Source organism: Sorangium sp. So ce145 (genome assembly GCF_051525985.1).
Classification (GTDB): Bacteria; Myxococcota_A; Polyangia; order Polyangiales; family Polyangiaceae; genus Sorangium; species Sorangium cellulosum_B.
This window is the reverse complement of the sequence record NZ_CP150315.1, coordinates 10,591,669-10,611,162: the sequence shown is the minus strand read 5'-3', so window position 1 is coordinate 10,611,162 and position 19,494 is coordinate 10,591,669. Positions and strand designations below refer to the sequence as shown.

The following is a 19,494-nucleotide window of genomic DNA, read 5'->3' as shown; positions in this document are numbered from 1 at the left end:
GGTCCGGAGCGCCGATGTGCAGCGCGCGTCTCAGCCGCCTGGCGCGGCAGGCGCGAGGAGCGAGGTATCGATGCGCAGCACGCGCGCCGTGAAGGGCCCCAGGCGTGACGCCTGCGTGCGCATGGCCACGGTGAGCTCCGTGCCGAACGCGGAGACATCGACGAGCGGGTGCTGCTCGTGCAGATCGTTGAAGTAGCTCCCTCCTGCGATCGCGGGGAGCGGCAGCGTCACAGCGACCTCGGGCGCGCCTCCTTCGGCAGGCACGCGCACGAGGCGTAGCTCGCCGCGGCTTTCGTCCGCCACGGTGTGGCCGACGCACACCCGGTCCAGACCGGTGTCCTTCAGCTCGTACGTGAGCGTCTCGTCGATGTGGCTGATCAGGAGCGCGATCCACGCGTCGCCATCGCTCGTGCGCGCGGCCGCGAAGGCCGACCATGCGAGCCCGGAGGCCACCATGTGGCATTCGGCCGGGCAGCTCGCAGAGCCCGGAGGCGGGATGTCGACGCCGTCCTGGCAGCGGTACGTGGGCGTCTCGGTGCCGGGGATGGCGACTTCGTCGAAGCCGCCGTCCTCGCCGGCGCTCGCCAGCCGCAGCCCGTCGGTGTGCTGCACGACCGCCGCGAAGCGCGGAAACGTCGCTCGTCCGGCGGGCTGCGGCGGCGGGACGGGCTCGTAGTCGAGCAGAAAACTCGCCGATTTCGGGGCGCCGAGGCTCCGCTCCGTGGTGCCGTCGAGCACCGTGAGCTGCCGGACCCCTGCGAGCGGTTCGACGAGCCCGAACGCCAGCGGCGCGTCGTCGGGCGCGAGGGTGAAGCGGGTGTAATTGCTGCCGCTCGGCAGGCTCGCCGGCGCGACGTCCCAGGCGCCGCCGGACGTGCGCGTCGCGTGCGCGACACTGTCGGGCGCGCCCGTGTCGATCCAGATGTGGGGCTCGCCCCGGGAGTCCACCGCGACATCGAGGACCGGCACGTAGTCGCCGTCGCGATCGAACACCCTCTGCTTGTCGGCCGCGCTGCCGGCCAGCGGCAAGAACACGACACCGCCAGGATAACCGTCACCGCTGCCGTTCGTCTCATCCACCGCGGCGTACGCCCTTCCGTCCGGCGAGAGCGCCACGCTCACGGTGGTGGACTGCACGTCGAAGTCGCGTTGCGTCGCCCCACCGTCGTCGAGCTCGAACAGCCGCGTCGGGTCGTCGCTGCTCGTCACGAGGTATGTCGCGCCCGCCGCCGGCACGGCCCGCACCCCGCCCGCTGCAAACGTGGGATCGGTGCACGTCACCTCCACGTCGAGCGTGATCGCGCAAGGCGCGTCCGCGGGACAGGCATCGTCGTGATCGCCTCGCCGCGATTCACACGTCGCCGGGGCGTCGCCGGCGCCGCCCTGACCGCCCGCGCCGCCTTGATCCCCGGCGTCATCGGCCCCTCCTGTGTCAGCTGGCACGGTGGTATCGCCCTGGCACCCGAGCGTCACCGACAGGCCGGCGAGCATGCCGGTCCCAAGCATTCGAAGGATCTGAGTTTGCAAATCCTGGCGCATGAGTGATCGCCTCCTTGCGATGCGCTGGCACTTAACATCAAACGTGCCAGTCGATCTTTCGCGCAAAAGCCGATGTCACACGCGATGGCTTGTGTCGTTCTGTGTCAAAATGCGCATTCGGCCCGAGGCGCAGGACCGAGGCGTCGATGTGCAGCGCGCGTCTCAGTCGCCTGGCGCGGCAGGCGCGAGGAGCGAGGTGTCGATGCGCAGCACGCGGGCCGTGAAGGGCCCCAGGCGTGACGCCTGCGTGCGCATGGCCACGGTGAGCTCCGTGCCGAACGCGGAGACATCGACGAGCGGGTGGCGCTGGTACACATCGATGAAATGGCTCTCGCCTGCGATCGCGGGGAGCGGCAGCGTCACCGCGACCTCCGGCGCCCCTCCGACGGCAGGCACGCGCACGAGGCGCAGCTCGCCGCGGCTCTCGTCCGCCGCGATGTTTCCGACGCACGTCGGCTGCAGGTCGATGTCCTGCACCTCGTAGGCGATCGTCCAGTCGATGTGGCTGATCAGGAACGCGATCCACACGTCGCCATCGCTCGTGCGCGCGGCCGCGAAGGCCGACCATTCGAGCCCGGAGGTCACCTCGTGGCAGTCGGCCGGGCAGTCCGGCAACGCGGGGTCGCCGAAGCCGCGCTGGCAGCTGTACGACGGCGTCGCTGTGCCAGGGATCGTTACCTCGTCGACGCCGTCGCCCTCGCCGGCGCTCTCCAGCCGCAGCCCGTCGGGGTGCTGCACGACCGCCGCGAAGCGCGGAATCGTCGCTTGACCGGCGGGCTTCGGCGGCGGGATGGGCTCGTAACGGACCGGCGAGCCCGAGGGGACCGGAGCGCCAAGGCTCCGCTTCGCGGCGCCGTCGAGCACCTGGAGCTGCCAGCTGTCGGAGCCCGCCTGGACCATGCCGAACGAAAGCGGCGCGTCGTCGGGCGCGAGGACGAAGCGGGGCCAACCGCTGTCGGCCAGCCGGCTCGCCGGCGCGACGTCCCAGGCGCCGCCGGACGTGCGCGTCGCGTGCTCGATGATCTCCGGCGCGTCCGTGAGGATCCAGATGTGCGGTTCGCCCCTGGAGTCCATCGCGACATCGAGGACCGGCACGTATTTGTCGTCGCGATCGAACACCATCTGCTTCTCGGTCGCGCTGCCGGCGAGCGGCAGGAACACGACACCGCCGGGATAGCTGTTGGGGCCGCCGTCCGTCTCATCCATTGCGGCATACGCCCTTCCGTCCGGCGAGAGCGCCACGCTCACGGTGGTGCTCTGCGCGTCGAAGTCGCGTTGCGTCGCTCCCTCGTCGTCGAGCTCGAACAGCCGCGTCGGGGCGTTGCTGCTCGTCACGAGGTACGTCGCTCCCGCCGCCGGAACGGCCCGCACCCCGCCCGCTGCGAAGTCGTACCCGGTGCACGTCACCTCCACGTCGAGCGTGATCGCGCAAGGCGCGTCCGCGGGACAGGCGTCGTCATGGTCGCCCCGCTGCGAATCGCACGTCTCCGGGGCGCCGCCCGCATCGCCCTGACCGCCCGCGCCGCCCTGACCGCCCGCGCCGCCTTCACCCCCGGCGCCGCCTTCACCCCCGGCGCCGCCGGCCCCTCCTGTGCCAGCTGGCACACTGGTGCTGCCCTGGCATCCGAGTGTCAGCGACAGGCCGGCGAGCATGCCGATCCCGAGGATTCGAAAGATATGGTTAGGCAATTCCCTGCTCATGAGCGCTCGCCTCCTTGCGATGCGCTGCCACTCAGCACCAAATGTGCCAGTCGAGCTCCTTCGCAAAAGCCCCGGTTACGCTCGATGACCTGTGCCGTTCTGTGTCGGAATGCTCGTGGTGTTCGCTGCTCCCGTTGCAGGCGCGGGCCTGACGACCACGCGCCTGCCGCGAGCGCGGAGCGCATCAGAGATTCATGCCGCCTGACGCCTCGATGCGCTGGCCGTTGATCCACTGGCCCTCGGGCGAGAGCAGCACGGCGACCGCGCCGCCGACGTCATCGGGGAGGCCGACCCGGCCGAGGGCGGTCTGGCCGGCGATCATCTTGTTCAGCTCGGCGTTGTCGCGCACGACGCCGCCCCCGAAGTCGGTCTCGATCGCGCCGGGCGCCAGCGTGTTCACCGCGATCTTCCGCGGCCCGAGCTCCTTTGCCAGGTAGCGGGTGAGCACCTCCACGCCGCCCTTCATCGCGGCGTAGGCGGCGTAGCCGGGGAAGCTGAACCGCGTGAGCCCCGACGAGACGTTGAGGATCCGCCCGCCGTCCGCGATGAGCGGAAGGAGCTTCTGCGTGAGGAAGAACGTGCCCTTGAAGTGGACGTTCATGAGCGCGTCGAACTGCTCCTCGGTCGTCTCGGCGAAGCTCGCTTGGCCGCCCATGCCGGCGTTGTTCACCAGGTAATCGAAGCGATCGCGCCCGAAGCGACCGGCGAGCTCCGCCTTCACCGCGGCCGCGAACGCGTCGAATCCGCGGGTGCTCCCCAGATCGAGCGCGATGGCCGCCGCCGTCCTCCCCTTGGCCTCGATCTGCTTCACCACGTCTGCCGCCTCGGCCGCGGCGCCGCGGTAGGTGATGATGACGTCCACGCCGCGATCCGCGAGGTGGAGCGCCATGCTCTTTCCCAGTCCGCGGCTTCCGCCGGTGACGAGGGCGACGGGGCTACGCTTGGATGTGCTCATGGTCGGGTCCTTTCGATGGCGACGCGGCTGCTCGCCGCTGTCCGTGGCGGCTGCGCGCCGCTGTCTGCGATTGTGAATAGCGATCCGATCCCGGTTGCGGAAGGTCCGAGGCTCCGACACACTGTTTCGCCAGTCGAAACAATGACCGTCGACGTCGGATCGCTGAAAATCTTCGTGAAGGTGGCGGAGCTCGGCAGCTTCACGCGCGCTGGCGAGCACCTCGGCATGCCCAAGGCGCGCGTCTCGCTGCGGCTGAAGGCCCTGGAGGCCGAGCTCGGCACCCGGCTCCTCCAGCGGTCGACGCGCGTCGTGCGCCTCACGCCGGACGGGGAGGAGCTCCTCCCGCGGGCGCGGCGCCTCGCGCTCGAGGCCGACGAGCTCGGCGCGATGTTCCAGGCCGCGCGGGGCCTGCGCGGGCGGGTGCGGATCGATCTGCCGGTGAACTTCGCGCGCGACGTCATCATCCCGCGCCTGCCCGAGCTGCTCGCGCGCCACCCCGAGCTCGAGGTGCTCCTCAGCACGACCGATCGGCGCGTCGAGCCGCTCCGCGAGGGCTTCGACTGCGTCCTGCGCGTCGGCGCCCCGGGGGGCGACGGGCTCGTCGGCCGCAGGCTCGGCCTCCTGCGCATGATGAACTGCGCGAGCCCCTCCTATCTGCGCCAGTACGGTACGCCTCGCCGGATCGAGGATCTCGATCGGCACCTCCTCGTGCATTACTCGACGACGCTCGGCGCCGAGGCGCCGTCGTTCGAGTACCCCCACGACGGCGGTTACCGCGAGTGGCCGATGCGCAGCGTGGTGACGGTCAACAGCGCTGACGCCTATTTCGCCGCGTGCGTGGCGGGCCTCGGCATCATCCAGGCGCCGCGGGCCGGGAAGCTCCCCAGCATCACCGCGGGCGAGCTCGTCGAGGTTTTACCCTCCCTCACCTGCGCGCCGATGCCCGTCTCGCTCCTCCACACGCACGGTCGAAGCGTGCCGCGCCGCGTGCGCGCGGTGATGAGCTGGCTCACCGAGGTCCTCTCTCCGCACCTCGAGGCGCTCGACCGCTAGAGCGGCGGTCACCCGCTTCGGATACGGGCCCATCTCGACGTTTTCGGTGCTCAGCGCACAGGAGTGCGCTTCCGCGCCGAAAACGCCGATCTGGACCCGTCTCCTGTGCGGGTGACCGCCGCTCTGCGACGCTCGTATCGGGGGCGGGTGGGAACCGCTCTAGACTAACCCACGCGCCCCGGGGCGATCCGGAGCCGATCGAACTCCGCCACGAAGCCCTCGCCGAGCGGGCTGCAAGCGTAGAGGCCGCACTCCACCTCGCGCGCGCCGTCGTCCTCGTGCAGGTGGGCCATGCGGATCTGCGTCCACGCCGCGCCGTCGTCCGAGCTGTCGACGAGGTAATCCGGCCCCTCCCGCCGGACGCGCAGCCAGATCTCGCGGCGATCCGAAGGAAATGGCTGGGTCGACCAGTCGCTGTAGCCCGCGTTCGTCACCACCGCGCCGAGCCGGCTCGGGCCGTCCGGCTCGAACTCGACCGACGTCTTCAGCCAGCACGACTCCGCGATCCGCACCATGAGCCCTGCCTGGTCGTACTGGTGCGCCGGCCGGAACCGCACATGGCAGGTCATCACGAAGTCGCCGCCGGCGCGGGTGAAGAGGAAAGGCCCGTTGTCGTTGCGAAAGCCGTAGTGCGTCCGCTGCCAGTAGTCCGTCTTCGCGGCGGGCTCGACGACGAGCACGCCCCTCTCCGGCTCCACCGCCCAGCGCGCCGGCGGGTTGCGCCACGTGAGCCGCGGATCGATCCCAGGGTTCGTAAAGACCTCTTCCAGAAGCTGTCCTGTCATGACGCAGACCTCCGAGCGCCGCACCCGCGCGCAGGTGCGGGGCGGGAGGCTACCACGGAGCGCGCCGCGTCCGGGGGCGCCCCCGCTCACGCCGAGGGCTCGCGCGAACCGAGCACCGCGTCGTAGAGCTGGTCGAGATCGAAGGGTTTGGCGAGGAACCGCGCGAGCCCGAGCTCCGCGGCCCGCTCCGAGACGTCCACCGCCGCGCTCACGAGCACCACGCGCACCGCCGGATCGACCCGAGCGCGGATCGCCTTCGCGCAATCCTTGGGGGAGAGCCCGGGCATGAAGTAGTCGCACAGCACCGCCCGCAGCCCGTCGCGCTCGCGCTCGAGCAGCGGGAGCGCGTCGGCGCAGGCGGAGACCTGGAGGCACTGGAGCCCCCACTCGGTCAGGCTGAGGACGACGAGCTCCCGGAAATCAGGGTCATCGTCGATGACCAGCACGAGGTTTCGCACCATGTTCCCTCTGCCACCTAGCGCCTTAGCTCCAGCGAAAAGACCATGAGGTCACCGGGCCTCCGCTCGATCCAGAACCTCGCGCCGTGGAGCCGGGCGATCCCCTGGACGAGGTGGAGGCCGACACCCGTGCTGCGCGGCTCGCCACGCCGCCCCTCGAACGCGACGACGGCGAAGGGCTCCAGCAGCTTCTCGAGGTCCTCCGGGAGATCCTTCCCGCCCCGGACCTCGACCGTGATGAGCACGCGCGCGGCGGCGCCGGCGTCGATCGTGACGAGCACCGGATCGTGCTCCAGCGCGATGGACACGGCCTGGACGAGCAGGCTCCAGAGCGCCTGCTCGACGAGCTCTGGATCGCCAAGGAGGTGCGCGTCTCCCCTGGGCACCAGGCGAATGCTGTGATCTTTGGCCACGAGCTCGAACTCTCCGATCACCCGGCGGGCGAGCTCCTCGACGTCGATCGCCTCGGGCCTGAAGGGGAGCTCGCCTCCGGAGATGCGCGCCGACCACAGGAGATCCTGGACCAGGCGGCCGAGGCGCGTCGCCTGGCGATCGATGATCGCCAGGGCGCGCTCGCGGATGGCCGTGTCGTTCCGGTGGGTGAGCGCGACCTGCGCGAACCCCTTCATGGTGGTGAGCGGCGTCTTCAGCTCGTGCGCGGCGACGGCGAGGAACCGGTCGCGATCCTTGTCGCGCTCGGCGATGGCCTTGAAGCTCGTGTTCAGCGTGTGGGCGAGCACGGCGAGCTCGTCGTCCCCCCGGTCCTCGAGCGGCTCGTAGACGCCGAGCTCGCGAAAGCATCGGACGGCGGTCACCATCCGGTGGATGCGCGGCGCGATCGCGCGGCGCACCGCGAGGCCGAACAGCGACGCCGCCGTGACGCCCCCGAGGCCGACGGTCATGAAGACGAGGAAGATGCGCCGCCGGATGCGGTCGAACGCGTCGTAAGCGACCTCCATGTAGCGCAGGTTGATCTTGTGCAGCCTGACGAGGGCGCCGCTGAGGTTCTCCACGTCGGCGTGCCGCACGTGCGGCGCGGCAGGCGTCGGGCCCGCGAGCCCGGTCGTGCGCTCGATGTGCGCAACGGCAGCGGCGATGGTGTCCGCCGCCTCGCGCTCTTCCTCCAGGAGCGCGAGCTCACCGGCCCGCGCGAGCGCAGCGCGGAGGTGAATGGCCTCCGGTAGGGTCGAGGTCGCCGTCAACCACTCGCGCTGGTACCGATCGATGAAGGAGCGGAGCCGCACCATCGGCTCCCGGACCTCCACCGCGACGTCCGACGGCGGGCGAGCGAGCAGGGTATAGAGAGCGTTCGACGACTCGATGCCGCCGCTGATGACGACGAACGGCTGGAAGACATAGTGACGCAGGTAGGATGTCTCGATAGCCAGCCGCTTGAGCGCGACAATGGACATCGTGATGCCCAGGGCGGCCAGGATCAGCTGACTCAACACGAGCAAGGAAAGACGCCTTCCTATGGACATCCTCCCCGGAGGCCCGTTGCCCCCGCCGCTCGGAGGCGAGCCCGCGTGCTGAGCGCGTTGAGACCACCGAGGCATCGGCCACCTCCTCGGCGTCGCCGTGGAAGCAAGGGGGGCACCACGACAAGGCCGGAGCGACCCTGGCGATCGCCCCCTCCCGCTCGTCCGCTATTGCGGCCGCCCCTGCGCGATCCAGCTCTCGACGAGCTGGATCTCCTCCGGCCCGACCGCGGGCAGCCCGAGCGGCATCCCGCGCACTGCCGGAGCCGCGCGGCCCGCCTCCTCCGCCTGCCGCGCCAGCAGCGCGGCGACGAGGCGAGGGGCGCCGTCCGGCCCGCGCGAGAACACGCTCCGCCGCTCGCCCTGATCGTCCACGTAGCCCGCGGCGATCCCCTCGTACGTGGCGAGGTTCAGCCCGCGCGGCTTGAACCCGAAGCCGCCCGTGTTCCCGGGCCCGCCGTCGCCGAGCGCGTAATCCGGCTCGGAGTGGCAGTGCCTGCACGTGACGCGGAACACCCGGCGATCCACCTCGGCGTACGTCACCCGCCGCGACAGCAGCGGCAGCCGCTCGGGCGCGCTCGCCGGCGCCCGCACCGACAGCTCCGCCGTCACGACGAAGGCCGCGATGTCCCGCGCCTCGGCGGGCGACATCGGCACCTGGGGCATCGGCGTGCCCGGCTTGATCGCCGCGGGGTCGAGCACCCACGCGACGAGATCGGCGGGATCCATCCGGTCGCGCGCGTGCCGCAGATCCGGCGCCAGGGCGACGGCGGCCCGCGTCTCCTTCTCCATCCCCTTCACGGGCGCGACCGCCGTCACCCCGGCCGCCCCGGAGAAGGCGTGGCACGTCCCGCACCCCTTGGCCTCGTAGAGCTCGCGCCCCCGTGCCGCGCTCGCGCCCTCCAGCGGCGCACTCGGACGTTCGCGCCTCTCGCGCCGATCGCGCGTGAGGTAGGCCGCGATATCGCTCGCCTGCTCGGGCCCGATCGCGAGCCGCGGCATCGTCGCGTGCAGGCGCGGGCGCACGTCGTGCGGCGACAGCAAGAAGCCGCGGATCCAGTCGCGGCGCAGCCTGTCGCCGGCGGCGGCGAGCGACGGCACGTCGCGCAGCTGCACGAGGTTCTCGTTCCACCGCTTCATGGCCGCGGCCGGCGCCTGGAACCGCCCCGCCGCGATGTCCTGGTGGCACTGGACGCAGTGGGCGTCGCGCGCCGCGGGCGCCTGCCCGGTCCCGTCGTGGCAGCGGTTGCACTGGAGCTCCGCGACGAGCCGCTCCCCGCGCGCCGGATCGCCGGCCGGCGCCGCGGCCACGGCGGCCACGGCGGCCGCCCCGGCGCCCTGGTCGCTCGCGCGCGGCGCCGCGGCAGGGGCAGATCCCCGCGCGTCCTCGGAGGTACACCCCGCGGCGCCCGAGGCGAGCGCCGCGAGCAGGGCGAGCAGCGGGCGGGCGCGCATCGGCGTCAGCTCTGCGGACCGACCGCGCCGCTCGTCCGGCAGAGCGCCTTGTTCTGCGCCATCGTCTCGCACCGGGTGGCCGCGGCGTCGTGCCCCGCGTTGTCCCCCGAGAGCGCGCGCAGCCGCGCCAGCGTCGCGTACGCCTCGGGGCTCGTCACGAGGTCCTTCTCCGCCAGATCGCCGAGCAGCTCGAGCGCCTCGCCGCGGTGCTCGGGCGCCCTGGCGAGCGCCTCGCCCAGGTCGGTCTGGAGCGCCGGATCGTTCTTCCGCTGCTCGTTCAGCCGGCGCAGCGCGCGGATCGACCAGTCGATGTTCCCCTTGCGCTCCTCGGCCGACGCCCCGCCCCACGTCTCGAGCAGCTCGCGCGGCAGCTGCGGTCCGACCTGGAGCGCCCCGTCCGCGCGCGCGGTGGCCACCGCGAGCACGCGGAAGGCCCGGTTGATCAGCGGGTCCTTGTCATAGGAGATCCGCCGGATCTCGGGGAACATCCGGATCACGCTCCCCGCCGCCGCGGTGAACCGGCCGTCGTGAAGCGCTCGCTCGGCCTGGGCGATCCCCATCACGCGGTGGTCGATCGCGGGCATGATCTCGACTCCACCGCAGGCCGACGCGTCCGCCGAAGGGACGAGGGCGGACGCGATGAGAGCACAAAAAAGCGTGAATCGAACGGCGGGACCATTCATGGAAGGACCTCCTCGGGAAGGCTGCGCCGGCGCGCCCCGTCGCTCATCGGGCGCTGCCGATCGACTGTGACAACGCTCGAGGAAAAAATGTTGCTCCCCCGATCGCGATCTCGAGGGGAGGCGCGCCGTGCTCCCGCGCAGCCGGTCGTGCTCCCGCGCAGCAGATGAGAGCGCTCGTGTGAGCGCCGTGTGGGTAAATATGCGCCAGTGCGATGCGGTGGTTGCCTTGGTGCGCGGCCCGGTGTCCAATGCGGGCCTTCCAAGGAGATCCGCCATGTTGAAGAAGCGGCGCGTCGCGCTCGCGGTCCTGCTGGCCCTCGCCAGCGCGCTCGCGGGGTGTAACAGCAGCAAGAAGGCCGACTGCGCGAGCCCCGAGGTGTTCTGCGTGGGCCTCGTCACCGACATGGGCAAGATCGACGACAAGTCGTTCAACCAGTCGGCCTGGGAGGCGATCCAGCGGGCGCAGAAGGAGCTCGGCGCCACGACGCAGTACATCGAGACGACGGATCCGAAGGACTACCCCAAGAACATCGGGACGTTCGCCGAGGAGCGGTACGACGTGGTCGTCACGTCGGGCTTCGGGCTCACGGAGGCGACGCGCGCCGCGGCGGATCAGTTCAGCGGCGTCAAGTTCATCGGCATCGACCAGTTCCAGATCGCGACCAAGCCGAACGTCGTGGGCCTGGTCTTCCCCGAGGACCACGGCGGCTTCCTCGTCGGCGCGCTGGCCGCGATGATGACCAAGACGGGGAAGATCGGCGCCGTGCTCGCCACCGACGCCGTCCCGCCCGTGTGGCGGTTCGGCGAGGGCTTCCGCGCCGGGGCGCGCCACGTCAAGCCCGACATCGAGCTCAGCGTCGTCTACCACAACGACGTCGGCTTCGATAAGACGTTTACCGATCCCGAGTGGGGGAAGACGACCGCCGTCTCGATGATCGACAAGGGGGTCGATATCGTCTTCGGCGGCGGCGGCAAGACGGGCAACGGCGCGCTGCTCGGCGCGGCCACGAAGGGCGTTTACGCCATCGGCGTCGACACAGACCAGTACTTCACGGTGCCCGAGGCCCAGAAGGTCCTCCTCTCCAGCGCCGTCAAGCTCATCTCCGACGGCACCTTCGACCTCATCAAGTCGGCCAAGGAGGGGAAGCTGCCGGCGGGGAACTTCCAGGGCAAGTCGGGGTATGCGCCGTATCACGATCTCGACGCCAAGGTCCCTGCCGAGGTGAAGGCGAAGATGGAGGAGCTCCGGAAAGGGCTCCTCGACGGGACGCTCAAGACGGCGGTGCCGCCGGCCAAGGGGCCGTGATCGCCCTGGGCTCCCGAGGATGCGAGAGAAGCTGATCCGGCGCCTCGAGTCGCTGCTCCGGCGCCTCCGGCCGCTGCTCCTGCCGGCCCTCTCGGTGTTCACCGCGATGGTCCTGGGCGGCGTCCTCATCGCCGTGGCCGGGGGCAACCCGCTCGAGGCCTACGCCGGCATGCTCGAGGGCGCGCTCGGGTCGCCGCGGGCGGTGAGCGAGACGCTCGTGTGGGCGACGCCGTACATCCTGGCCGGCCTGTCGGTCTCGCTGGCGCTCAAGGGCGGCCTCTTCAACATCGGCGCGGAGGGGCAGCTCGCGCTCGGGGCGCTCTCCGCGGCCTGGGCGGGCCACTGGCTGCCGCAGCTCGTGGGCGGCGGCCTGCCCGCGGCGCTGCACGTCCCCGTGACGCTGCTCCTCGGCGCGCTCGCGGGCGGGCTGTGGGCCGCGGTGCCCGGCTGGATCAAGGCGCGCGCCGGGGGACACGAGGTGATCAGCACGATCATGCTCAACTACGTCGCCCTCAACGCGGTCAGCTTCCTCTTGAACGGCCCGATGAAGGATCCCGAGGCGTCCAACGTGCTCTCCCGCACGCCGCTCATCGACGAGAGCGCGCGCATCCCGGCGCTCGTGGACGGCTTCCGGCTGCACTGGGGCTTCCCGCTCGCCCTGCTCGCGGCGGCGCTCGTCGGGTGGGCGCTCCGGCGGACGACGTTCGGCTTCGAGATCCGCACGGCCGGGCAGAGCCCCGACGCCGCGCGCTACGCCGGCGTGCGGGTGAGCCGCACCGTGATCGCGACCATGGCGCTCTCGGGCGCCTTCGCCGGGCTGGCGGGCGCCATCGAGGTGAGCGCGCTCCACCACCGGCACGAGCTCGGGTTCTCGCAGGGATACGGCTTCGACGCGATCGCCATCGCCCTGCTCGGCAAGACGCACCCCGGCGGGACGGTGCTCGCGGCCCTCCTGTTCAGCGTGATGCGCAGCGGCGCGACCCGGATGCAGTACCTGACGCAGGTGCCGATCGACGTGATCTCCATCATCCAGGCGCTGATCCTGCTCTTCGTCGCGGCGGACGCCCTGGTCCGGCGCATCTACCGCGTCCGGGGCGAGGGCGAGCGGCTCGTGCTCACGCGCGGGTGGGGCGGCTAGCGCGCCGGCTCGAGCGAGGGGCCGGGGACCGGAGCGGGGAACGGGAGCAGGGAAGGACGAAGATGGGCTATCGACGCTACGCATTCATCGCGGTGGTCGTGGGCGTGCTGGTCCTCGTCGTGACGCTTGTCGGCGCGTCGCAGGTGCCGCCGCTGACGATCGTGGCCAGCATGGCGGCCACGACGCTCGCCGTCGCCACCCCGCTCACCCTGGGCGCCCTCTCGGGCGTCTTCTGCGAGCGCTCCGGGGTCGTCAACCTCGGCATCGAGGGCATGATGCTCGCGGCGGCGTTCTCGGGCTGGTTCGGGTCGATCTACGCGAGCGCGATCCTGGGCTTCCCGCCGCTGCCGAGCCTGCTGATCGGCGTCGTGATCGCGGTCGCCACCGGCGCCGCGCTGGGGCTCTTGCTGGCCGCGCTTGCGGTGACCTTCTCGGTGGACCAGATCCTCGCGGGGACGGTGATCAACTTGCTCGCCGTGGGGCTCACCGGCTTCTTCAACCGCCAGCTCTTCTTCGGGTCGGGCAGCGTGTTCGGCGGGCAGGTGCCTCACGCGCCGGGCGTCCTTCCGCGCCTCGGCGTCCCGCTGCTCTCGGACATCCCGGTCGTGGGCCCCGTGTTCGAGCAGCAGCCGATCGCCGTCGCCGCCGTCGCGCTGGTCGCGCTGACGCACCTCGTGCTCTTCCGCACGCGGTGGGGCCTGCGCGCGCGGGCCGTGGGCGAGCACCCCCGCGCGGCCGCGACGGTCGGGATCGACGTGGCCCGCGTGCGCTACGTGAACGTCGTGATCGGCGGGGCGATCGCCGGGCTCGGCGGGGCGTATTTCACGCTGGAGTCGGTGCCGTCCTTCGAGCCGCTGATGACGAACGGGCGCGGCTTCATCTCCCTCGCGGCGATGATCTTCGGCGACTGGACGCCGTTCGGCTCGTGGGCCGCGGCGCTCGTCTTCGGCGCGGCGCAGGCGTTCCAGATCAACCTGCAGCTCTTCCGCGACCAGATCCCGCCGTCGTGGTCGTTCCTGCAGCAATCGTCGGTCGTCGGGCTGGTGCCCTATCTCCTGACGCTGCTGCTGTTGACCGGCGTCATCGGCAAGACCACGCCGCCGGCCGCCGACGGCCTGCCGTACGAGCGGGAGGGGCGGCGGTGACGGCCGTCCTCGAGGCCCGGGGGATCACGAAGCGGTTCTCCGGCGTCCTGGCGAACGACAAGGTCGATCTCGATCTCCGAAAGGGCGAGATCCACGCCCTGCTCGGGGAGAACGGCGCCGGCAAATCGACCCTGATGAACATCCTCTACGGGCTCTTGCGCCCGGACGAGGGGGCGCTCCTCCGGAGCGGGCGCCCGGTGGCGCTGCGCTCGCCGAGCGACGCGATCGCGCTCGGGATCGGCATGGTGCACCAGCACTTCATGTTGATCCCGGTGTTCACGGTCGCCGAGAACGTCGTGCTCGGCGCGGAGCCCGTGCGCGGGGCCCTGCTCGACCGCCGGCGCGCGAGCGCCGAGGTCCGCGAGCTCTCGGCGCGCCACGGGCTGGACGTCGATCCCGACGCCCGGGTGGAGGACCTCCCGGTCGGCGTGCAGCAGCGGGTGGAGATCCTCAAGGCTCTTTACCGGAAGGCGGAGATCCTGATCCTCGACGAGCCGACGGCCGTGCTCACGCCCCAGGAGGCGGACGAGCTGTTCCGCGTGCTGCGGGGGCTGACGGCGCGGGGGGTCTCGGTCCTGTTCATCACGCACAAGCTCAGGGAGGTGCTCGCGGTCGCGGACCGGGTGACGGTCATGCGCGCCGGGCGCGTGGTGGGCGCCGCGATCCCGGCGGAGACGGACGAGCGCGGCCTGGCGGCGATGATGGTGGGCCGCGAGGTGGCGCTCCAGGTGAGCAAGGCCCCGGCGAGCCCCAGGGACGTCGTGCTCGACGTCCAGCGCCTCGGCGTCGCGGGCCGCCGCGGATCGGGCGCCGACGTGGTGCGGGAGGTGAGCTTCTCGGTGCGCGCCGGCGAGATCCTGGGGATCGCCGGCGTGCAGGGCAACGGCCAGACCGAGCTCTGCGAGGCCATCACCGGCCTCTCGACGCCCCGCGCCGGGCGCGTGCTCCTCCGGGGCCGCGACGTCACCGGCGCGCTGCCCCGCGCCCTCATCGAGCGCGGCGTCTCGCACGTGCCCGAGGACCGCCAGCGCCACGGGCTCGTGCTCTCGTACGCGATCGCGGACAACCTCGTGCTGTGCACGTACTACAAGGCTCCATTCGCCGTGCGCGGCGTGCTCCGCGACGACGCCCGCGAGGAGAACGCGAGGCGGTTGATAAAGACCTTTGACATCCGCGCGCCCGGCCCGGAGACGCCCGCCTCCGCGCTGTCGGGCGGCAACCAGCAGAAGGTGATCCTCGCCCGGGAGATGAGCCGCCCCGTGGAGCTGCTCGTGGCCAGCCAGCCGACCCGGGGCGTGGACGTCGGGTCGATCGAGCACATCCACCGCGAGATCGTGGCGGCGCGCGACGCGGGGGCGGCGGTGCTGCTCGTGTCGGCGGAGCTCGACGAGATCCTGTCGCTGTCGGACAGGATCGCGGTCATGTACCGGGGCGAGATCGTGGCGACGCGGGACGCGGGCGCGGTATCGCGGACGGAGCTCGGGATGCTGATGGCCGGGGTGCTCCCCGGCGAGGAGGCCCCGCCGCCCGGCGAGGAGGTCGACGCATGAGGGGGCGCGCGCTGCGCGCGCTGGCCGTGGCGGCGCCGCTCGCGGCGGCGGCCGCGGCCTCGTTCGCGCCGCCGTCCGCCGCCGCGCCGACGCTGGAGCAGTACCGGTATTTCCGGGCGCTCTCCCTCGACCTGAAGGGGCGGCTCCCGACGCGCGAGGAGCTCGCCGAGATCGAGTCGCCGGGCTTCGATCTGGACGCCTGGATAGAGCGCCACCTCGACGGCCCGGGGTATGCCGAGCGGCTCACGCGCATCTACATGGATGTCCTGCGGCTCGAGCTCGGCCCGGCGGGGCTGTTCACGCCGTCTGCGACGACGCTCCGCCGGGTGGAGGTGCTCGGCCCGGAGGGCAAGCCGCTCTATGTCTATTACCGCGTCAACCAGCGCCGCCTGAACCCGGTGATCGACGGCGAGTTCTGCTTCTCCGACGCCGAGAGCGGGCTCGCGGTGGCGGCGTACGCGCCCATCAAGGGGACGCCTGCCCGCATCTCCCAGCGGCTGCTCGACGAGCGGACGACGCTCGTGCGCCCCTACTGGCTCTATCGCGATTACCTCTCCGTCGTCCCGACGCAGCGTTATGGCGATGGGTGGAAGGACCCGGACAGCGCGTATGTCCCGCTGCCGCAGCTCCTTGTCGAGCCGGACGGCAAGACGCCGACCGTCGAGGTCCGGGTCTGCAAGGAAGAGGCGCAGACCGCCGAGGTCGGCCACATCTACGCGAGCGACATCCCCCCGCCGCCGAAGGGGGCTCCGCCGCCGCCGGGCCGCGCTCGCCCGCCGGTGCGCGAGGATCGTTATGCGAAGGCGCACCGGGGCGAGCCGATCTCGTGCCGGAGCGCGCTCGCGCCCGTGATGAGCGTCGACTGCGGCTGCGGCATCGGCCTCGAGCATTGCTTGCCCGCCGACAGCGCGGGCAGGGATCCGCGCGCCTTCGTGCTGCCGGCGAGTACCCCGCTCGGCATCGACGATCCCATCGGCTCCGCGCCGCACACGATCACCGGCTGGAACAAGTTCTGGTGGTCGCAGGAGGCGATTCATCTCATGAATCATGTCTTCGCGGCGGATCGCGATTTCCGGGAGATCCTCACCGGGCGCTACACGTTCATCAACGGGCCGCTCGCGCAGTTTTACCGGTCGAGCGCGCCCGCGGCGTGCTGCTCGCTGCACCCGTCGTTTGGAATGCGCGAGGACGAGGCGCCCCTGTTCTTGCCGGGCGCGGTGCCGCCGGTCGTCGCGCCGCACGACGTCTCGGCCTGGACGTTCATCCCCGATCGCGGGCCGCGCGCGGCGGGGATCCTCACGACGCCGGTGTTCCTCACGAAGTATTCCTCGCGGCGCGCGCGGGCGGCGGCGCTCTACAGCGCGTTCCTGTGCAAGAGCTTCACGGCCGAGCACGCGGAGCTCCCGCCGTCGGAGGAGCCCGACCTCATGGTCCGGCCTGGCTGCGCGAGCTGTCATGCGACGCTGGAGCCGCTCGCGGCGTATTTCACGCGGGTCGAGGAGACGACGTGGACCTATCTGCCCGCCGAGCGGTTCCCGATCGAGAACCCGGTGTGCAAGCTGAACGCGGACGGGAAGACGGGGCAATCGTGCGAGCGCTTCTACGACCCCGTGTTCTCGAGCCGGGAGCGCGGCGTGCTGCGGGGCGCCTATGCCTCGGCGGATCACGCCGAGCGCGGTCCGGCCGGCGCCGCGGCCGATATCACGCGCATGCCGGAGTTCGCGTCGTGCGCGGCCCTGCGCGTCACCGAGTCGTTCCTGGGGCGGCCGCTGCGCGAGGAGGACGAGGCGCTGCTCGGCGCGCTGCGCGAGCGGTTCGTGTCGCGCGGCTACCGGATGCGGCCGCTGGTCGAGGCGATCGTCCGCTCGCCGGCGTATGCGCGCGCGAGCAACGTGCGGCCTGCGCTGGAGCGGGGCGGGGCGGCGAAGGGCGAGGCGGAGCGGGGCGGGGCGGCGAAGGGCGGAGCGGGGGAGCGGGGCGGGGCGGGGGAGCGGGGCGGCGCGACGCGCGGCGAGGGGACGCGGTGATGCAGGGCCGGGGGAGGGCGCCCGGGCGGACGGGGGCCTTCGCCCTCGCTGGCGTGGCCGCGGTGGCCGCGCTGGCCGGCGCGTGCGGCCCGCCGGAGGCGATCGCGCCGCGGCCTGCAGCGCCGCTCCGGGAGACGGGGCGCGTCGCGCAGAGCCGGGCTCCGAAGCAGGATCTGCGGCTCATCCCGGCCGAGGCGTACCTGAGGACCTATCTCCGGCTCTTCGGCGGCCTCGCGCCCGCCGAGCTCGAGCGCCGCGCGCGGGGGGACGACAAGGCGGCGCTGTTCGACACCTGGGGCGACTACCTCGCGGCGCTCGGGCTCCCGGATCACGGCCTGGATCTCCCGCGCGCCACGCAGACCAACGCGCTCATGCTGGCGGCGTTCGAGCGGCTCGGGATCGCGCTCTGCGACCGCGCCCTGGAGCACGATCTCAAGGCGAAGGAGCGCGTCCCCATCGAGCGGCGGCTGATCTTCGCGTTCGATCTGCCCGCGCAGGACCCGGACGAGGCGGCGTTCGCCCCGCGCTTCGACGTGCTGCACCGGACGTTCCTGAGCTACCCGGCGCGCCTCGCGCCGCCGGACCGGCAGGGGAAGTTCTTCGCGCTGTACGAGGGGACGGTCGCGCGGCACCGCGCGAAGGGCGCGGCGAAGTCGCGGTTCTCGCCGGAGGAGGCGGGGTGGGCCGCGGTGTGTTACGGCCTCGTGCGGCACCCGGAGTTCCACCTGTATTAGGGGTACTATCAGCGGGCCCACGACGCGACCGGCGCCGTGCATGGCTCCGGCCGCGCCGGCCGTGACCTACTCGTCGCACTCCTTGACGTGAAACAGAGCGGAGACGAGCAGCGCGGGATGGCCGTCGAGGGCCCGCTGCAGCTCGCAATCGCCCGTCGAGAAGTCCACCTCGCGCGGATCGCTGCCGACCGTCGCCACGACGTGGCAAAAGCCATCGTAGAAATCCTCTCCTATGTCCATCGTGACGTTCGGTAGAGGCTCGCCGCCGTCATCTTTCCGCTCGACGTCCAATGAAATTCCGCTGATCGGCGGGTTGTCGTCGCGCGCGCGGTCCAGGGCCATCTCCGGCAAGGAGTCTTTCAGGAAGCACCCCGTCGACCACCTCTCCCCTGTTTTCACGAACCTCCGTCCATCATCGCCAGTATCGTAATTCAGGGTTTCACCGTCGAGGGCGACGACCGCCTTCCCCGCGATGTCCGGATTGTTGACGCACGCCATCGCTGGCAGCGACAGCACGGCCAGGAGCGTGAGCCGCGCGCTCGACATGGACATCGTCATCCGCCTCACGGGGTGTCCCACCAGATCTCGGAATAGGAACATACGACGTGCGGCTCGCGTCGCTCCAGGGTGCCAAGCACGGCAGCGACGCTCGGGGAGCAGGCGCCTGGCTCTTCCTCCGCGAGGGTGGCGCGGATCGCGCTGAGCGGGAGGGGCGAGGTGACGTCCGCGCAGGGCATCTCCCCGAGGCCGACGGCGAGCCCGGCGTCCATGCGGTCGCTGCACGCGCTGTCCCCATACAAGCCGACGTCGGCGACGCACCTGCCCCCCGCTGGGGGACCACACTCGCACGGAGCGCAGGCGCGGTTGTCGATCAGCTGTTCGAAGAACTCGTGTCGTGTCAGGCCGCGCCTGCAGGTCCCCTCGCTGCTGGCCTGCATGCAGGGGATGAACCCCGGCGGGGCCTGCGCCGTGTTGCCGGCGCACACCCGGACGAACCTTGCCGGAACGGGCGGCGGCTCGGGCGTCGCCGAGGGGGTGCACGGCGAGAGTGTCGGCGGCTCGTAGACCACGGACGCGAAGTCGTCCGGCTGGACGGGCGACGGGAGCGCAGCGCACGTCCCATCCCATCCCGCTCCGGCATCGAGCGCGATCGACGTGCCTCCGCCTGCGCAGGTCATCGCGTTCGCCATGACCCTGGAGGGCAGCTCGCACGCCGCTGGGCCGCATTCGCACGCTTGGCACGTGTCCGGCAGCCCTTCAGGGGCTTCAGCCATCCAGCCTTCCCATTTCGGCGGCTGGCCGTCGATACAGGGAGGCGCATCGTCCTCCGGACCTACCCACATCCACAGCACTGGACCCGAATCGGCAGGCGGCGGAAGCAGCGGTACGTACCACTCGTCTTGGCACGCGAGCAGCGCCGTCGCGGAGACGAGCAGCAACATCGGACGTCGCATCAGGAAGGCCTCCGTGACAGCTTCACCATGCTC

Annotated in this window: 17 protein-coding genes; 7 read left to right on the top strand and 10 right to left on the bottom strand. The window is 71.6% G+C overall.

All coding sequences use genetic code 11. From position 1 onward, the window contains the following. Positions 1-30: 30 nt before the first annotated feature. The 3 genes from WMF34_RS39440 to WMF34_RS39430 form a co-directional block, all read right to left on the bottom strand. Positions 31-1,506, bottom strand: coding sequence for a hypothetical protein (locus WMF34_RS39440; RefSeq protein WP_044966917.1), 1,476 nt, complete (start codon positions 1,504-1,506; stop codon positions 31-33). A 195-nt stretch (positions 1,507-1,701) separates the two neighbouring features. Beyond that, on the bottom strand, positions 1,702-3,240 hold the full coding sequence (locus tag WMF34_RS39435) for a hypothetical protein (protein ID WP_012240374.1): 1,539 nt from the start codon (positions 3,238-3,240) through the stop codon (positions 1,702-1,704). A 184-nt stretch (positions 3,241-3,424) separates the two neighbouring features. Next, positions 3,425-4,195, bottom strand: a complete 771-nt coding sequence (locus WMF34_RS39430; protein ID WP_012240373.1) for an SDR family NAD(P)-dependent oxidoreductase — start codon at positions 4,193-4,195, stop codon at positions 3,425-3,427. 141 nt (positions 4,196-4,336) lie between these two features. Between WMF34_RS39430 and WMF34_RS39425 the strand changes: the two genes are divergently transcribed. Next, positions 4,337-5,248: a LysR family transcriptional regulator gene (locus WMF34_RS39425; RefSeq protein ID WP_044966912.1), complete on the top strand. Its 912-nt coding sequence runs from the start codon at positions 4,337-4,339 to the stop codon at positions 5,246-5,248. Between the two features lie 164 nt (positions 5,249-5,412). On the opposite strand, the gene WMF34_RS39420 is transcribed toward WMF34_RS39425, so the two are convergent. The 5 genes from WMF34_RS39420 to WMF34_RS39400 form a co-directional block, all read right to left on the bottom strand. Then, a complete protein-coding gene (locus tag WMF34_RS39420) occupies positions 5,413-6,033 on the bottom strand; it encodes a DUF1349 domain-containing protein (protein ID WP_012240371.1) in 621 nt (206 codons plus the stop codon). Between the two features lie 86 nt (positions 6,034-6,119). Then, entirely contained in the window at positions 6,120-6,494 is a 375-nt protein-coding gene (locus WMF34_RS39415; RefSeq protein ID WP_012240370.1) for a response regulator, read from the bottom strand. 14 nt (positions 6,495-6,508) lie between these two features. Continuing rightward, the gene (locus WMF34_RS39410) at positions 6,509-7,942 is read right to left on the bottom strand and encodes a sensor histidine kinase (protein WP_437994696.1); all 1,434 of its coding nucleotides are present in this window, start codon (positions 7,940-7,942) and stop codon (positions 6,509-6,511) included. 195 nt (positions 7,943-8,137) lie between these two features. Then, a complete protein-coding gene (locus tag WMF34_RS39405; RefSeq protein ID WP_437991016.1) occupies positions 8,138-9,424 on the bottom strand; it encodes a c-type cytochrome in 1,287 nt (428 codons plus the stop codon). 5 nt (positions 9,425-9,429) lie between these two features. After that, a complete protein-coding gene (locus WMF34_RS39400) occupies positions 9,430-10,008 on the bottom strand; it encodes a hypothetical protein (protein ID WP_012240367.1) in 579 nt (192 codons plus the stop codon). Between the two features lie 373 nt (positions 10,009-10,381). On the opposite strand from WMF34_RS39400, the gene WMF34_RS39395 reads away from it, so the two are divergent. The 6 genes from WMF34_RS39395 (at position 10,382) to WMF34_RS39370 (ending at position 18,007) form a co-directional block, all read left to right on the top strand. Next, positions 10,382-11,413: a BMP family lipoprotein gene (locus WMF34_RS39395; protein ID WP_012240366.1), complete on the top strand. Its 1,032-nt coding sequence runs from the start codon at positions 10,382-10,384 to the stop codon at positions 11,411-11,413. Positions 11,414-11,432: 19 nt separating this feature from the next. Next, the gene (locus tag WMF34_RS39390; protein WP_437991015.1) at positions 11,433-12,551 is read left to right on the top strand and encodes an ABC transporter permease; all 1,119 of its coding nucleotides are present in this window, start codon (positions 11,433-11,435) and stop codon (positions 12,549-12,551) included. A 62-nt stretch (positions 12,552-12,613) separates the two neighbouring features. Next, on the top strand, positions 12,614-13,696 hold the full coding sequence (locus WMF34_RS39385) for an ABC transporter permease (RefSeq protein WP_012240364.1): 1,083 nt from the start codon (positions 12,614-12,616) through the stop codon (positions 13,694-13,696). After that, positions 13,693-15,246 (top strand): ABC transporter ATP-binding protein, encoded by a 1,554-nt coding sequence (locus WMF34_RS39380; RefSeq protein ID WP_012240363.1) that lies wholly within the window; start codon positions 13,693-13,695, stop codon positions 15,244-15,246. The genes WMF34_RS39385 and WMF34_RS39380 overlap by 4 nt, the downstream gene beginning before the upstream one ends. After that, entirely contained in the window at positions 15,243-17,273 is a 2,031-nt protein-coding gene (locus tag WMF34_RS39375; protein ID WP_012240362.1) for a DUF1585 domain-containing protein, read from the top strand. The genes WMF34_RS39380 and WMF34_RS39375 overlap by 4 nt, the downstream gene beginning before the upstream one ends. Then, positions 17,273-18,007, top strand: a complete 735-nt coding sequence (locus WMF34_RS39370) for a hypothetical protein (protein WP_231864491.1) — start codon at positions 17,273-17,275, stop codon at positions 18,005-18,007. The genes WMF34_RS39375 and WMF34_RS39370 overlap by 1 nt, the downstream gene beginning before the upstream one ends. Positions 18,008-18,073: 66 nt before the next feature. Here WMF34_RS39370 and WMF34_RS39365 read toward each other — a convergent pair whose 3' ends face one another. Together WMF34_RS39365 and WMF34_RS39360 are read right to left on the bottom strand one after the other, a co-directional pair. Continuing rightward, the gene (locus tag WMF34_RS39365; protein ID WP_044966909.1) at positions 18,074-18,553 is read right to left on the bottom strand and encodes a hypothetical protein; all 480 of its coding nucleotides are present in this window, start codon (positions 18,551-18,553) and stop codon (positions 18,074-18,076) included. Positions 18,554-18,570: 17 nt separating this feature from the next. Next, entirely contained in the window at positions 18,571-19,281 is a 711-nt protein-coding gene (locus WMF34_RS39360) for a hypothetical protein (protein WP_231864490.1), read from the bottom strand. Positions 19,282-19,494 lie beyond the last annotated feature (213 nt).

Coding starts and splice junctions, on each gene's coding strand:
- WMF34_RS39440 (WP_044966917.1), bottom strand. CDS start 1,506: ATGCTTGGGACCGGCATGCTCGCCGGCCTGTCGGTGACGCTCGGGTGC.
- WMF34_RS39435 (WP_012240374.1), bottom strand. CDS start 3,240: ATGAGCAGGGAATTGCCTAACCATATCTTTCGAATCCTCGGGATCGGC.
- WMF34_RS39430 (WP_012240373.1), bottom strand. CDS start 4,195: ATGAGCACATCCAAGCGTAGCCCCGTCGCCCTCGTCACCGGCGGAAGC.
- WMF34_RS39425 (WP_044966912.1), top strand. CDS start 4,337: ATGACCGTCGACGTCGGATCGCTGAAAATCTTCGTGAAGGTGGCGGAG.
- WMF34_RS39420 (WP_012240371.1), bottom strand. CDS start 6,033: ATGACAGGACAGCTTCTGGAAGAGGTCTTTACGAACCCTGGGATCGAT.
- WMF34_RS39415 (WP_012240370.1), bottom strand. CDS start 6,494: ATGGTGCGAAACCTCGTGCTGGTCATCGACGATGACCCTGATTTCCGG.
- WMF34_RS39405 (WP_437991016.1), bottom strand. CDS start 9,424: ATGCGCGCCCGCCCGCTGCTCGCCCTGCTCGCGGCGCTCGCCTCGGGC.
- WMF34_RS39400 (WP_012240367.1), bottom strand. CDS start 10,008: ATGCCCGCGATCGACCACCGCGTGATGGGGATCGCCCAGGCCGAGCGA.
- WMF34_RS39395 (WP_012240366.1), top strand. CDS start 10,382: ATGTTGAAGAAGCGGCGCGTCGCGCTCGCGGTCCTGCTGGCCCTCGCC.
- WMF34_RS39390 (WP_437991015.1), top strand. CDS start 11,433: ATGCGAGAGAAGCTGATCCGGCGCCTCGAGTCGCTGCTCCGGCGCCTC.
- WMF34_RS39385 (WP_012240364.1), top strand. CDS start 12,614: ATGGGCTATCGACGCTACGCATTCATCGCGGTGGTCGTGGGCGTGCTG.
- WMF34_RS39375 (WP_012240362.1), top strand. CDS start 15,243: ATGAGGGGGCGCGCGCTGCGCGCGCTGGCCGTGGCGGCGCCGCTCGCG.
- WMF34_RS39370 (WP_231864491.1), top strand. CDS start 17,273: ATGCAGGGCCGGGGGAGGGCGCCCGGGCGGACGGGGGCCTTCGCCCTC.
- WMF34_RS39365 (WP_044966909.1), bottom strand. CDS start 18,553: ATGTCGAGCGCGCGGCTCACGCTCCTGGCCGTGCTGTCGCTGCCAGCG.
- WMF34_RS39360 (WP_231864490.1), bottom strand. CDS start 19,281: ATGGCTGAAGCCCCTGAAGGGCTGCCGGACACGTGCCAAGCGTGCGAA.